Raw genomic sequence first — 15835 nt, forward strand, 5'->3', positions numbered from 1 at the left:
TATAAACAAAGCTTTTTAAAGTTTTTATTTACAGCTAGTTACATATTTAAAAGTAAAATGCCTACTTATTTTAAACGTAAAATCCTACTATTCACGCATGTTAGCATAAAAAATCCTAAATAAATTTATTTAGGGTTTTTTCATAATTCAATATTTTTTAATACGGGCTATAAAGCACTAATAATGTCATATTTAGTAATAATTTGATACGCGCCACTATTTAGCTTTACCAATACCGCATTATTATCTCTATCAATTAATTTAGTTATAGCTTCTATAGGCGTATTTTCACCAACTACAGGAAAAGGTTTATGCATGACTTCTTTAATAGGCAAGTCTGAAATATCTTTGTTTTCAATGTATTTTCTTAATAGATCAGCTTCGTCAACAGCTCCAACAAATCCCGACGAATCTTCGACTGGTATTTGGGAAATTTTATATGTCTTCATGCGTTCTATAGCATGAGACACTAATTCTTCTGTCTTTACTGTTATCAAAGGTTTATCTATATGATTATTAATAAGATCTTGTGCACTGGTTAGCTCATCTTCAATAAATCCACGATCCCGCATCCACTCATCATTAAACATTTTACCAACATAACGGCTTCCATGATCATGGAATAAGATCACTACAACATCGTCTTTCTTAAAATGATCTTTTAATTGAAGAAGTCCTTTTAAGGCTGCACCTGCAGAATTCCCGAGAAACATCCCTTCTTCTTTTGCTAATTTTTGTGTATAAATTGCTGCGTCTTTATCGGTAACTTTAGTAAAACCGTCTATAACACTAAAATCGACATTCTTTGGTAAAATGTCTTCTCCTATACCTTCTGTAATATAAGGGTAGATTTCATTTTCATCAAAAATACCTGTTTCATGATATTTTTTAAATACAGAACCGTAGGTATCCACACCCCAAATTTTCACGTTTGGATTTTGTTCTTTTAAATAATTACCGACTCCAGATATGGTTCCTCCTGTTCCTACTCCTACGAGGAAATGCGTTACTTTACCTTCTGTTTGCTCCCATATTTCAGGACCAGTGCTCTCGTAATGGGCTGCGGCATTACTAGGGTTATCGTATTGATTTACATACCAAGAGTTTGGTGTTTCTTCAGCAAGTCGTTTTGATGTTGAATAATATGACTTTGGATCTTCTGGTTCGACATTGGTTGGACATACTACAACTTTACTTCCTACTGCTCTTAAAATATCCATTTTTTCTTTACTCTGCTTGTCGCTTATAACACAGATCATTTTATAACCTTTGACTATTGCTGCCAAGGCTAAGCCCATTCCTGTATTTCCTGATGTTCCTTCGATAATGGTTCCTCCAGGCTTTAATCGTCCGTCTGCCTCAGCATCTTCAATCATTTTCACTGCCATCCTATCTTTTACAGAGTTACCAGGGTTAAATGTCTCATATTTTGCTAAAACTAAGCATGGTAATTCTTCAACGAGTTTATTTAATTTTACTAATGGTGTATTACCAATAGTGCCTAATATATTTTCAGCGTATTCCATAGTATTAATTTACTTTACAAATTTAAGTTAAAAAGTTAACTAACTTAGTGATTGCGACCTTTATGCTTCACCCAAGATAGGCTCTTTTATTTTTAGGTACCTTATATAAAGTTATGGGAAACCTTAATGCCTTAGATGTTATACAATGATTGACAAAATTACAATCTAAAGGAAAACGTAAAACATTTACTATTGAAATCTAATAGCTTTTACAGGAGATATCTTAGTGATTATATAAGAAGGTATTAAAAGCATTAACAAGCAGAGAACAAGTGTACCAACATTTAGGCTTATAATATAACTTAAGCTAATGAAAACCGGAGCTTCTGTAACGTAATATATACTTGGATCTAATGGGAATAATTTAAAATATTTTTGAGTAAATAGAAAGCCCAATCCTATAACATTTCCCCATAATAGTCCAACAAGAATTAAGTAAGATGCATTGTACAAAAATAGCTTTCGAATGCTCCAATTATTACTTCCTATTGCTTTTAATATTCCAATCATTTGTGAGCGTTCTAATATTAAAACAAGTAGTGCGGTTATCATATTAATACCAGCTACGAGAATCATTATCCCTATAATCCCATAAATGTTTGTATCGAAAATTCGAATCCATTCAAAAACCGAAGAATATTTCTTTTTAATGGTTTCTGAATTAAGTACAGAGGGTATATTTTTATATATTTCTATACCTTTTTCATCTATTTTATTATAATCATCAATAAATACTTCGAAATTTCCAATTTGATCATCTCCCCATCTATTTATTCTTTGTAAATGGCGAATATCTCCTATAATATAATTGGCATCAAAATCTTGAAATCCAGAATTATAAATCCCAACAATTTGGTACGTAATTATATTTGTTAATTTTTCTGGATCATCTTTTCGAAACACCATTTGAAATGTTTCATTAAGCTTTAATTTTAATCTATTAGCTAAATATTGAGATATTAAAACATCTTCGTTTCTTCTAGCTGAATAATCTGGAAGTTTCCCTTCTATTAAAAAATCTTCAAAATAACTCCAATTATAATCTGCTCCAACACCTTTTAAATATACACCTTCAAAATCTGTTTCTGTTCTAATAACACCAAACTTAGCTACAACTGCCTGAATATGGCTAATACCTTCAACAGCAGTAAAATCAGGATAAAACTCTTGGTTTTTAGATATTGGGATAATACTTTCTTGCGAATTATTACTATCATATTTAGTGATCGTAACGTGCCCATTAAACGCGACCACTTTATCTCTAATTTTTTGTTGTAAACCTACGCCAGTAGCTATAGCAATCATCATAACAACAATACCAATAGCAATTGCTGCGATACCAATTTTTATAATTGGTGCCGATATACTACTTTTATACGCTTTACTACCAATAATGCGTTTAGCTATAAAAAATTCGTAATTCAAATTATTCAATGAGGTTTAACATTTTCAAAAATACAGTTTTATTATTTGTTTTTATAATGATTTCTTGTGCTTCTAAAGCAAAAAGTAAATTATATATTAATAATGAGACACTTCATACTACAAAAAGCGATAGTATTATCATTATAGGTGCTAATCAAACTGACAATTATTTATCACTTTTAAATGGGAAACGTGTTGGTATTGTTGCAAATCAGACTTCTGTGATTTTTAAGAAAGAAAAAACACAAGTTATAGGAATTGATCCAGAAACTCATGAACAATCTGTTGTGCACGTGGTCGAAAAAGATACTATGACTCATTTAGTTGACTCTTTAATGGCTTTAAAAATTGATATAAAAAAGGTATTTTCTCCAGAACATGGTTTTAGAGGTCGTGTGGATGCTGGCGAATTGGTTAAGGATGGTATTGATACTAAAACAAACTTACCTATTGTGTCTCTTTACGGGAAAAATAAAAAGCCTACTAAGGATCAACTTGAAGGTTTAGACATTGTTATTTTTGACATTCAAGATGTAGGCGTTCGATTTTATACTTACATTTCTACGTTACATTATATTATGGAAGCTTGTTCTGAACAAGGGATTCCTGTTTTAATATTGGACAGACCTAACCCTAACGGACATTATGTAGATGGTCCTACTTTAGAAATTAAAAATAAAAGCTTTTTAGGAATGCATCCTATACCATTGGTACATGGTATGACCATTGCCGAATATGCTCAAATGATTAACGGTGAAAAATGGTTGAAAAATGGGGTTCAATGCGATTTAACTATTATTTCTATGAAAAACTACACACACGATACTTTTTATAGCTTACCGTTAAGACCATCTCCTAACTTGCCTAACGATCAATCTATAAAACTGTACCCTAGCCTTGGTCTTTTTGAAGGGACTAATGTGAATGCTGGTCGTGGTACTGAATTTCAATTTCAAAGGTATGGTGCTCCTTTTTTAAACAAAACAACTCTTACTTTTAGTTATACACCTGTTGCTAATTTTGGTGCTAAATACCCAAAACACAAAAATGTGTTATGCTATGGAGAAGATTTAAAAGATGAGACTCTAAATGGTGTTATGACCTTAAAATGGGTTATTAAGGCCTATCAAAATTCGATGGATAAATCATTATTTTTCAATACTGAAAACTTCACTAAACATGCTGGAATCGATACATTGCAAAAGCAAATTGAAGCTGGTTTAAGTGAATCTGAAATTAAAGCGACTTGGCAAGAAGCTTTGGAAAGTTTTAAGAAAACTCGTAGTAAATATCTAATATATAATTAATTAGTTTTCTAGAATTTCAATTAACCTATTTGGATAATCTGTTATAATGCCATCGACTTCTAAATCAATTATTTTTTGTAATTCTTCAACGTTATTTATTGTCCATGGAATGACTTTAAAGTTTTCTGCTTTAAGATTTTTTACTGCCTTTTTATTCAATAGTTTATAATATGGACTAATAATTTCTGGTGAATAACTCATATCTGCTATTTTTTTCCAGATATCTTCATCTTCATCAACTAAAAGTGCTACTTCCATGTTTGGAGCCTGCCTTTTAATTTCCTCCATAATACGTAAATCGAAACTTTGTAAATTCGTATCAGTAAAAGCATTATTATTCTTTATCACTTCCAAAACTAAGTGTACAAAATGCTTTGGATTAGGCGTATAAACATTATCGTACTCGGGGCTGGCCTTAATTTCGATATTGAATTTAATGTGGGGGTTTAATATTTTTGATGTTTTAATGACTTCTTCCAAGCTTGGTTTATAAGCCTTCAACTTTTCTTGCTCAGGAAATCTAGGATGAAACTTTGTACCACAATCAAATTGTTTAATGCTATCAAAAGTCATTTGATATAAATTGTATTTTTTATCATCCGATTCTGGGATCTCTTTTCCTTCAGCATCCAAACATATAACTCTATTCATAAAGGGTTCATGGGATACCACTACGATATGGTCTTTTGAAACTGCCACATCCAATTCTAAAGTATGTACTCCTAACGCTATAGCTTTTTCAAATGCAGACATGGTATTTTCAGGCATGAGCCCTCTACAACCTCTATGCCCTTGAATATCTATGATTTTTGACTGATTACAATTCATAAACAAATGAATAAAAAGGAAACATATAATACGCCTAAGACAAATTAGCATTTTTAATTTTGTTTATTTTCTGATGCTAATTTAAGTCTATTATAAACGGGTTCAAAATCTATCATATTAAGCCTCTAACTTTTTAATTGGTAACATAGAAATGTATTTTACGATGACACTCTCTGACTAAGAACAATAGTTTTATAATATTGGGATATAATAAACTACTTTTTTACGAAATCCAGTAAAATTTTATTCTTTAAAAGAAGTGGTTGGTTTTCTATATTTCTGAAATGGCTGTAGTAATAAGTCCTTAATATTGCTGTTTTTGGCTTCATCTGGAAATACATCAACACCATAAACAATTTTATCAGTATCAAGTTTCATATAGGTTCCAAAAAGCCTATCCCAAACAGAAAAGATATTTCCGTAATTAGAATCTGTATATGGTAGCTTATAATGATGATGAACTTTATGCATGTCTGGAGATACTATAATATAACTTAGTAAATGATCTACTTTTTTAGGCAGTTTTATATTGGCATGATTAAATTGTGTTGCTACAACTGATAGTGATTGATATAGAAAAACAAGCGCAATTGGTGTCCCTATTACAAATATGCCCATAAGTGTAAAGACATAACGAATAAGGCTTTCTAAAGGATGGTGTCTATTAGCTGTGGTTGTATCTACATGATGGTCTGAATGGTGTACCAAATGCACCATCCACAATGGTTTTACTTTATGCTCAATTAAATGCGGTAAGTATGCACCAATACAATCTATTAAAAAGATTCCTAGAATACCATACAACCATATTGGCATTTCTGGTAGCCAATTAAGAATTCCAAAGTTATTAGCGACTACCCAATCTGATGATTTTAAGAACAAAAACGCTAAAGGCAGGTTTACGAGAATTGTTGTTAGCGTAAAAAATATGTTTGGTATGGCATGTTTCCACTTTTTGTAGCTTGATCCAAATAAGGGCATGATGCCTTCTATAATCCAAAAGAAGGTTAATCCACTAACAATAATGATTCCTCTATGTAATGGAGGAATGGTTTCAAAGTAATTTAAAATGGTTTCCAAATAGAATATTTTTACTAAATATACTATTTTATTCTTTTTTTCATGTTTTCAACAATGTTAAAAGCTGCTGGACACATGGCTACGTTTTTTAAAGTTAAGTCTGCTATTTGTTGGAATTTCTTTCTGTCTGTATGTGGAAATTCTCTGCATGCCTTTGGTCTTACATCATAAATAGAGCAATAATTATCTGCTCCTAAAAAAGTACACGGAACCGTTTGCAATACGTGATCATTATCTTCATCAATGCGTAAATATTGATTTATAAATTGCTGTGGTTTTTGTTTGAAATGTTTCGAAATGCGCTCAATATCCTTATCTGTAAATAATGGCCCCGTAGTTTTACAACAGTTTGCACATTCTAAACAGTCGATACGCTCAAACTCGTCATCATGTAATTCTTGCATGATATAATCCAAATTCTTTGGTGGTTTCTTTTTTAACTTAGCAAAGAACTTTTTGTTTTCGTTATGCTTATCTTTGGCGAGCTTTGGAAGATTTTTAATGATGTCTTGCATGGTGTAAAAATACTATATTCTGTCATTAACAAGGAAGTATGACTGAAGTAATCTTAATAATAGAAGTATAAATCAAAAAGATTACCACGACTTAAAAGTCTCGCAATGACAGAAAAAATGAAAGATCTTTTCGGAAAAGCATTATTAGATTACCAAAACGGAAACTATACGGAGGATATTGTTACTTCAACCAGTATTTCTGGTGAAGATAAATTACCACTTCCTTATTTATTTCGCAATTTTAAAGATATGCCAAGCTTAGAGCAAAGAGCCTTAAAGCTATCTAAAGGTTTTGTTTTAGATGTAGGATGTGGTTCTGGAAGTCATAGTTTGTATTTACAAAAAAAAGGGAGAAAGGTAAAAGCAATTGATATTTCTATAGGTGCTATTGAAGTAGCGAAACAGCGCGGCGTTTTAGATGCTGAAGTCAAAAATATTTTAGATGAAACTGAAACTTTTGATACTATCTTACTATTAATGAACGGTACTGGAATATTTCAAGAACTATCTCAGGTTTCAAAATACTTATCACATTTAAAAAGCCTTTTAAAAACTGGCGGACAAATTTTAATTGATTCTTCCGATATAAAATATATGTACGAAGATGAAGATGGTGGCTTTTGGATGGATACTAATTCGAGTTATCATGGTGAACTTGATTATTTTTTAAGTTATAAAGGCAAAAAAGAGTTACCAATGAAATGGCTTTATTTAGATTTTAATACATTGAATTTAGCTTGCGAAACTATTGGTTTAAAATGTGAGCTTGTTTTAGAAGGTGAACATTTTGATTATTTGGCGCGGTTAATTCCTGCTGAGACTAGAATCTTATAATTTAAAATCATATTATAATACAAACAAATTAATTTTATTAGCACAGATTAAATTTAAAATAGTAAATTTAAGTTCCTAATTAAAAAAAGAGAAAGTGCATAAATTTTTTAATAGACGAAAAACTATACTTGTTTTTTTTATTGCTGCGAGTATTTCAATTATTTATTTTTTATTTAATTACTTCAATGAAAATCTTTTAATGGAATATCTTTCAGAGAATTTGTGGATTCAAACCCTCTTTCTATTTTTAGCAATTGCAGGTCTTATTAATATATTCTACCCTTTCACAATAAGAAAAGAATTAAACAAAAAAGATGTTGAACTTGAATTAAATAAATTTGAAGAAAATTTAATTGAAGATTTAGAATTCAAAAAACAGCTAGAAGATCTTTAATTACTAATTTTAAATCGATAATGCCCAATAATTTTAAAATCAAATAAGCAGTCTTCCAAAACTTGACCTGAGCCAATATTATGAACTATCAAATGTCGTTTTCTGTCATTCGATCTTTTATCAACCACAATACCAATATGGGTTATTGCTCTTCCTAAATTCCAACAAACAATATCTCCATGAATATAATCTTTAGGATCATTCGTGATCGATTTTTCAACGCCTTGTCTTTTAAGATAAGTCATCAAGTTTGGAACTCTTCTATGATCAATATTTTTATCTGTGGCCTTTAAACCCCAAATTTTCGGATATAAATTAAAATGAGCTTTCATCTCTTCATTAACTTCTTTTTGCAGATCGAGTCCCATTTTTCTATACGCTCTAATAATCACATCTGTACAAACACCTTTATTAATTGGCACATTTCCATTCGGGTAATCAATTGAGAAATAACTTGGATCGTAGGTAACCTTTTGCTTAATTAACTCTAAAGCACTATCAGAAAGCGTTAATTCTTGAACTAAACTTTAAGCTATACCAAGATTGATAAAAACAAAAAATGATATAGAAAGTAACTTTTCATAAATATAATAAAAGCATTCTCGTTTTACTAAAATGAGTTCAGCATAAACACAAGAAATAGCAAGAATGACATGAGATCCTGAAACAAATTAAAGATGACACTATCGCGTCAAAAATCAAACTTATAAGTAGCCCCAGCTAAAAACTGAATACTTTGTACTGGAAAACTTTGCCAACGTTGGTAAGCTTGATTATTAATATTATTAGCTTTTGCAAATACCGATAGTTGATCGTTAATATGATATCCCAAATGCGCATTGGCATCAAAATAACTATCTAAAACAACGGTTGTAGATAGAGGATCAGGAAGTAAAGAACCTTCCAATACTAATTGATCTTTACGCTCTCCTACATAAAATAAATTGGCACCAGCAAACCAATGTTCGTCTATCTGATAATCTAAAAACAGTGATCCTTTAATATCTGGTAAATTCCAAGCTTCTGCCTCATCGTCAGTTGAATAACTAAAATACTCAGCTTTTATACCCAATTTAAAATTTCTGTTTATATCAACATTTATTTCCCCTGCTACCCCAAAAGTATCCACATCATCATATACAATTCCAAACGAATTTCCGTAATCATAGTTATTCTGTGGTGCTAAGTTTCTTATAACATTTGTTTTATAAAGTGCTTTATTTCTATCGGCTATATATAATCCGCTAATATTATAGCTCATGTTACTAGACAGCTTTCCTTTTAAACCTACATATGTGTTGTATAATTGATCAGTAGACATTATAAATAAAGTTGGGGACACGAAAGGATTCTCGGTAGCAAAATCATAATAAGAGTTTTGGATTAAGTCCCCTTCTATCCCTCCATAGGCAATCAATACATCATTTACCAATCTATAAGTGGCAGTGATGTTAGGATAGATATAAAATTTGCTTTTTCCAGATTCATTATCATTTAAATAAAATAAAGATGCTCCAAGATTTACAGTTAGGTCGTCTTGTTTCATTTCATAAGCCAATGAAATGCCTGCTTGAAAATTCCCATAGTTAAGTTCTGTATTGGTTGTATAACTCCTATCAAATGTACCACCTAAATAGTCAAACCTAATTTCTGTAGAAATTTCTATATCTCTAATTGGTAAATCAATCTTCGCTTTAGCTTTAAATCTATTTTCTCCAGAACCTTGATTATCACCAAAGCGTCTAAAAAAGAAACTTCCTGAATTAATATAAGTATCTTCAAAAGTAATATCCCCTCCAAAATGAGCACTAAAAAAAGAATGACCTACATCTATACCATTAGTAGTTGCAGCTGTAATCTGAGATTCTGGAACACCATACCAATTATACATTTGGTGTTTAAACCCTGCTTCAACATTCCATGCTAAATCTCTTAAACGAGATGAATAGTTCACATTTACTTTAGAATTAGAAAAATGATCGTCAAAAGACAAATTATCAATACCTCCTTGTGATGAATGATGACTTACATATCCTCCGACACTTTCCGTTCTACTAATCGCATGATTTAAATAGACTTCTCCTAAAATAGTTGTGTACGTGCCAACACCTAAAGTTGCATAATTATCAAATAATTTTATTGGTTTTCTTTTTTCTACCACAGCAGCCTTTCCTTTTGCTGGTGTAAATGTTGACGCTACTGGAAATGAAAAAATATTATATTTAATCTCTTTTTTAGTTTCTGTAGTTTCGTCTTCTAAAGAGGGGGTTTCTTTTACTTTAAAGGAATCAGATATTGTTGGTGTATATGGTTTTACCACATTAATAATACCTGTATTAATCGTATCATTTATTTTATCTTGTGAAAAAGAAACTGTAACACTTAAAGTGATAGCCGCGGTTAATATATTCTTTATGTGCTTTCGCATATTTACTTTTTTGATTTATGATTGATGAGACACTTTGATTGTGCTCAGCATGACAATTTAATTTTAAAAACTAATCTTCTGGTTGAATAGATGAATTGGTTTTAGCTTCTTCTACCTTAATTTTTCTTAATTCATCTTTTGCTTCGGAAACTACATCATCAAACTCGGCAAAATTCTCTATAACACTTTCCAAAATGTATGTGGCTTGAAAAGCATCTCCTAAAGCATAAAAATTCTTCGCCATAAGTACTAAGCCTTTAGCACTATAATATTTGTAACCTGAAAAATCTTTGGCTAATCTTTGCACTGATTTGTTAGAAGCTTCATGTTCACCTTCTTTATTTTTAAAATAGACCTTGTAATATAAAGCCTCTGCTGCGGTTTCGCCTGTAGCTACTTTTTCTACTTTAGCATAAGCTGTTTTCGCTTTATCTTCATCTCCTGTTTTTATAGCTGAACGCGCTATAATAATATGCGCATCACTTTTTATCTTATTATCAATTTTTGAATTCTTTAAAACCTTATCAGCATAGTTAACAGCTTCGCTATAATTTTTAAGTTGATAATTTGCTTTCATTAAATTAGATTGAGCAAATACAACATTTTGAGGAAAATCAGCTTCTTCTTCAAGCCTTAATAATAAAGGGATGGCTTTATTCCAATTTTTAGCTTCTAAAAAATGCTGCGATAAACGGGAAAGTGCTTCTTCCGTGTATTCATTATGCGATGTTTCTACTATATATTTATAATGAGGTGCTGCATTACCTGACAAATCCTTTTTATAATATAGCTCTGCTACATGAAAATGGGCTTGTAATGCATGTAATCCACTAGGAAACTCATTTAAGTAGCCATTAAATTGTTTTATAGCTTTATCTGTATTACCATCTAAGTACTGTTTTTCGGCTGCTTCATATGTGGCGTTATCCAGATCTGCATCTGTAACCTCTACATAGTCTAAAGATCGTACCCAAGTGGCATAATCATCAACACGTCCTAAATCTATATAAATCAATTTGGCAGTTGCTACAGATTGAACTGCTTCTGGAGTGCCTGGGTAATCTCCTGCTATCTTTTTAAATTTAGTTAATGCACGTTCATTTTCACTTCCATTGTAATAAACTAAACCTTGACGTAGCAATGATTTTGGTACAAACGAACTCATTTTATATTCTGAATTCAAACGGTCGTAAATTGCAATTGCCTTATCTATTTCATTAGCTTTAACATACGAGTTCCCCAACTCATACATAGCATCGTCTCTCAATTTTGACTTAGTGTATTTTGAAATAAACTGTTCAAGTTCCTTTATTTTTTTCGAAGATTGTCCACTATAACCTGTACTGATTGCTTTTTGAAAAAACGGATAATCAGATTCCATTTCATTTAGCTTAATAGCTTTATTATAAGCATTAATAGCACTCTTATATTCACTAGAAACAAAATGTCCATCCCCTAATCTTAAATAGGCATCATTTAATCTTAATTTGTCTTCCTTTTTACTGGAAATGAATTGATTGAAATACTTAGTTGATTCAGTATAATTTTTTAATTTAAAATAAGCATAAGCTAAATTATAATCTATGTTTTCAATTTCTGGCGTTGATGAAGATGATGGCTCTTGTTGAAAGTCTTTAAACCCTAATAAAGCTTCATCATAATTCGTTAAATTATAATCAGCTTCTGCTTTCCAGAATGTGGCACGAGCTGTATACTTAGGATCTCTTGGCTCCTTTAAAGATTCTGAAAAAAGTGATTCTGCTTCTAAATAATTATTATCATTATAAAGCTCTAAACCTCTATAAAAAGCCACTTTTTGATAAGCCACTTTGTTTTCAAAACTCTTTTTTCCTTTTAATAATTTAAGAGCTTCTTCATAGTTTTTTGATGTAATATAAGAGTCTATTAATAGCGTCTCAATCTCTTCCTTATAACTTGTATCCGGGTATTTATCTAAATAGTTTGCTAAAACCTGAGGTGCTGATTGATATGGGTTTCCTATTTCGTAACTAATTTTGGCATAATTCAACCACGCGTCTTCCTGAATTCTTAAATCGTATTCCATTTGAGAAGCATACCTAAAAGCATTTAATGCTTCTTGTTTTTTCCCAAGGTTAATATAACTTTCTCCTAAATGGTAATAGGCATTCTGAGCAATTGAATTATTTCCACTAATTATTTTATTAAATTCTGAAATAGCACTCTCATAGTTTTTCTGCTTATAAAATGCATATCCTAATTGATAAAAATCTGTATTATTCCACTTCCCTTTTTTTCCTTTATACTCGGTTAAATAAGGAATAGCTTCTGCATATTTTTCCAAATTAAAATAGCTTTCTCCTATTATTTTTGAAAGTTCCGAGACTTCCGTTTCGTCACTCTCTTCCAATCTATCTTTAGCAAGTTTTATTGCTTTTTCAAATTTCCCTAGTTTAAAATTCAGATCTGCTTGATAATATGATAGTTTTTCTTTGTAACGTTCTTGATCACTTACTTGATCAAAGTACTCATTAGCTTTATCATAATCATCACCTTGATATGCCATAAAACCTATGTAATACTTAGCTTGAGAACCAAATTCTTGAGAGTTCTCTACACGTGTTAAATATTTTCTTGCTTCTTTATATTGCTTAGTAGAAAATGCCGAATAACCATTATTGAAATTGAATTTTTCTTTTTCTTTTCTCGCTAAAGCACCCTCATCAACTTTATCATACCATTTTCTTGCATGTGCATATTTAGAGTTTTCAAAGTAATAATCAGCTACATCAACAAAAGCAGTATTCTTTTTTGTACTTGTTGGGTAATCTTTAACATAATCTTCTATTAATTGGTCTGCATTTTGCTGATTTAAACGTACTGCACAATTAGCAATGTAATACGTGCAATCTGATTGTAGAATTTCTTCTTTAGCCGTTTTTTTCACATTACGAAATAAAGACTGAGCTGCAAGGTATTGTTGATTGTTGTAAAGAGATAATGCTTTTTGATAATCAACTAAATTACTGGTATAGGTAGCCGATTGTTGTGCTAGGATGTGTAAACTAAAACTAATAGCCACCAAGAAAGAAACAATGTTTTTTTTAGTCATTAACGATTCGTTTTTAATTTATGATCAAAGATACTTGAATACAGACTCTATAACGAAATAATCGTGCCATAATTATAAAATGCTTAAACTTTACTTGAAAATATGTAAAAGCTCAGCTTCCTATTTTATGTTCGGTATCTCCCAATCCTAAAATACTAAAGAAAAAGCTAAAAAGCATTAATTGAATGCCCATTGCAATTATTATTGAAGATGGGATTGTTATTTTTAAAATATCACTTGTTTCTTGGTAAAAATTAAAAGATAAAAACATGAAAGTTATACCAACAACAAACATAAGAAGACCAACAAGCAAACCCTTTTCTAAAGTAAAATATTTAAATAATTTGTTATAATTTTTTCCTCTTGGGATTAAACTATGATTTGTCGCATAAATTTTTGTCAAGGCAAAAAACAAGACAAACTGAAAACTAATTAAAAACAAAGATGTAGTACAAGGCAACCACACAAAATAATGGTTTTTAGAACTTCCCATTATATATGCTGTAGAAACCAAACCTATTACCATACATATCAAACCTGGAATTAAAAACAACCATTTTGGGCTATATAATAGTAGAAACCTTAAATGTCTCCAACCATCAGGAAAAGTTCGTAAATGAGCTTTTCGTGTTCTTCCAGATGGAAAAACTGTAGTAGGTACTTCGATAGTTTTTAAATTTAACATCGAAGCTTTTACAACAATTTCTGAAGCAAACTCCATTCCCGTAGTTTTCAATTCCATTCTATTATAAGCTTCCTTGGTAAAGCCTCTAAGTCCACAATGAAAATCTCCTACATTAGTTTTAAAAAACAAATTCCCTATAAATGTCAATACGGGATTACCTAAGTATCGATGTAAAAAAGGCATAGCATTATCCAATTTATCGCCTTTAAAACGATTGCCCATTACAAATTGATATCCAGAACGCAATAAATCTAAAAAAGGTATCAAATTTTCTAAATCATGACTATCATCTGTATCTGCAGTAATTATATATTTTCCATTGGCATTATCAATTGCTCCGCGAGTAGCACTTCCATAACCTTTTAACTTTACGTCAATAACCTGCGCTCCTAATCCTATTGCTATTTGTTGGGAACCATCTACACTGCCATTATCACCTATAACAACTTCTCCTGATATATTATTTCTTGTTAAAAAATTGAAAGCTTTTTTAATACAGCTTTCAATTGTTTCTGCCTCATTTAAACATGGCATAACAATGGACAACTCAATTGACATTTAAATATTTTTTTAAAATAGGGTCTAGTAATAAAATTATTGTCGCGCCAATTATCCAATCAAAATAAAATGTATATCTAACTATTGAATGTACTGCTATGGCCACAATTAAACTATTTGCAAATTTTAATATTATAACAATCGATAAAAAAGTAAACCTGTTGTCCTTAAATACAAAAATCAAGCTAAAACCTAATATCATAAAAGTTAAAAAAGCCCCTGACCTTCCTCCTAAACCTTTTTCAATACTCTTAAGTAACATTTTAAACCATATTTTGAAATTCGCTTTCAATAAAGGAAAAAACATTTTAGTGGTAACTTCATCAACTTTATATTGTTGTTCATATTCAGTCCTAAATCCATACTTTTTATAATATTCCATATTAGATTCATGTATTGAAGCGTTACAAATCTTTGTGAAATTTTCTTCAAAAAAATCATAATCGTCTTTACGGTTTGAAATTGCAAAGTTTCTAGTTATTTCTTTAGATTCTAGCATTTGAAACGTTCTAGAAAAAAACGATTTCTGTTCCTCGGTCTCAAAAACTTCAATGTCGCTACTTTTGGCAATATAAAATGGTGAGGAAATACAATGTACATATGTCATTGCATAGTTTTTATTTTGGCCTAATACTAATTTATAATAAACTCTTTCTGAAAAGTTAACTATAATAGGAACTAAAGCGATCACTATTATTAGTAAGCTCCCCTTTTTATAGTTTTTCGTTTTATAGATCATATATATTAAAACGAGAAACAAAACTGGAAGAAAAGAAACGAACTGCCCTCTAGTAAACTGCAAAATACCCAGTATTATTATTGCTCTTAACAACCAAAAAAAATCATTCTTCATTAAAGATTTAAACAAACAACCAATAAAAAATAAAAGTAAGGGAAATGTTAATGATTCGGACAAAACCCTGTTTACTGACGGATACCAATATACACTGTTTGCTAAAAATACGAATTGCAAAATTAAAATTGCAGTCAATGATATTCTCAAGTTTTTGTATAAAATCCTTAACAAAAACCTTACTGACAAAATCAGAAATAAATACTGAGTAAGTAACAAAGGCAACACATAATAATCCTTAAATGTACTCGTAAAGGCTTTTAAAAAAAGTGAATATACTGGAGATCTATTAATCAACATATCCATATGCG

General features: G+C 30.6%; 12 protein-coding genes and 1 pseudogene. 3 read left to right on the forward strand and 10 right to left on the reverse strand.

Annotated elements, in window-relative coordinates; all coding sequences use genetic code 11:
• Positions 1-167: 167 nt before the first annotated feature.
• Positions 168-1526 (reverse strand): pyridoxal-phosphate dependent enzyme, encoded by a 1359-nt coding sequence (locus tag Q4Q39_RS16190; RefSeq protein ID WP_303283596.1) that lies wholly within the window; start codon positions 1524-1526, stop codon positions 168-170.
• Positions 1527-1715: 189 nt separating this feature from the next.
• Positions 1716-2951 carry an ABC transporter permease gene (locus Q4Q39_RS16195; RefSeq protein WP_303283597.1) on the reverse strand — a complete coding sequence of 412 codons (1236 nt, stop codon included), beginning with the start codon at positions 2949-2951 and terminating at the stop codon, positions 1716-1718.
• A gap of 8 nt (positions 2952-2959) precedes the next feature.
• Between Q4Q39_RS16195 and Q4Q39_RS16200 the strand changes: the two genes are divergently transcribed.
• On the forward strand, positions 2960-4258 hold the full coding sequence (locus Q4Q39_RS16200; RefSeq protein WP_303283598.1) for an exo-beta-N-acetylmuramidase NamZ family protein: 1299 nt from the start codon (positions 2960-2962) through the stop codon (positions 4256-4258).
• Here Q4Q39_RS16200 and Q4Q39_RS16205 read toward each other — a convergent pair whose 3' ends face one another.
• From Q4Q39_RS16205 to Q4Q39_RS16215, 3 genes are all read right to left on the reverse strand, one after another.
• The gene (locus Q4Q39_RS16205; RefSeq protein ID WP_303283599.1) at positions 4259-5086 is read right to left on the reverse strand and encodes a glycerophosphodiester phosphodiesterase family protein; all 828 of its coding nucleotides are present in this window, start codon (positions 5084-5086) and stop codon (positions 4259-4261) included.
• Between the two features lie 243 nt (positions 5087-5329).
• Positions 5330-6166, reverse strand: a complete 837-nt coding sequence (locus Q4Q39_RS16210; RefSeq protein WP_303283600.1) for a sterol desaturase family protein — start codon at positions 6164-6166, stop codon at positions 5330-5332.
• Between the two features lie 23 nt (positions 6167-6189).
• Positions 6190-6681 (reverse strand): YkgJ family cysteine cluster protein, encoded by a 492-nt coding sequence (locus tag Q4Q39_RS16215; RefSeq protein ID WP_303283601.1) that lies wholly within the window; start codon positions 6679-6681, stop codon positions 6190-6192.
• Between the two features lie 117 nt (positions 6682-6798).
• On the opposite strand from Q4Q39_RS16215, the gene Q4Q39_RS16220 reads away from it, so the two are divergent.
• On the forward strand, positions 6799-7515 hold the full coding sequence (locus Q4Q39_RS16220) for a class I SAM-dependent methyltransferase (RefSeq protein ID WP_303283882.1): 717 nt from the start codon (positions 6799-6801) through the stop codon (positions 7513-7515).
• A gap of 199 nt (positions 7516-7714) precedes the next feature.
• On the forward strand, positions 7715-7909 hold the full coding sequence (locus tag Q4Q39_RS16225; protein WP_303283602.1) for a hypothetical protein: 195 nt from the start codon (positions 7715-7717) through the stop codon (positions 7907-7909).
• Here Q4Q39_RS16225 and Q4Q39_RS16230 read toward each other — a convergent pair.
• From Q4Q39_RS16230 to Q4Q39_RS16250, 5 genes and pseudogenes are all read right to left on the reverse strand, one after another.
• A pseudogene (locus tag Q4Q39_RS16230) lies at positions 7906-8394 on the reverse strand (DUF1287 domain-containing protein); the annotation flags it as partial. The gene Q4Q39_RS16225 and the pseudogene Q4Q39_RS16230 sit on opposite strands and share 4 nt — an antisense overlap.
• A 206-nt stretch (positions 8395-8600) precedes the next feature.
• Positions 8601-10337 (reverse strand): TonB-dependent receptor, encoded by a 1737-nt coding sequence (locus tag Q4Q39_RS16235; RefSeq protein WP_303283603.1) that lies wholly within the window; start codon positions 10335-10337, stop codon positions 8601-8603.
• Between the two features lie 70 nt (positions 10338-10407).
• Positions 10408-13428 (reverse strand): tetratricopeptide repeat protein, encoded by a 3021-nt coding sequence (locus Q4Q39_RS16240; RefSeq protein ID WP_303283604.1) that lies wholly within the window; start codon positions 13426-13428, stop codon positions 10408-10410.
• A 112-nt stretch (positions 13429-13540) separates the two neighbouring features.
• Positions 13541-14671 (reverse strand): glycosyltransferase family 2 protein, encoded by a 1131-nt coding sequence (locus Q4Q39_RS16245; protein ID WP_303283605.1) that lies wholly within the window; start codon positions 14669-14671, stop codon positions 13541-13543.
• On the reverse strand, positions 14661-15278 hold the full coding sequence (locus Q4Q39_RS16250) for a hypothetical protein (protein ID WP_303283606.1): 618 nt from the start codon (positions 15276-15278) through the stop codon (positions 14661-14663). Before Q4Q39_RS16250 ends, Q4Q39_RS16245 begins: the two co-directional genes overlap by 11 nt.
• Between the last annotated feature and the right edge of the window lie 557 nt (positions 15279-15835).

It is taken from the genome of Flavivirga amylovorans, assembly GCF_030540875.1.
Classification (GTDB): domain Bacteria; phylum Bacteroidota; class Bacteroidia; order Flavobacteriales; family Flavobacteriaceae; genus Flavivirga; species Flavivirga amylovorans.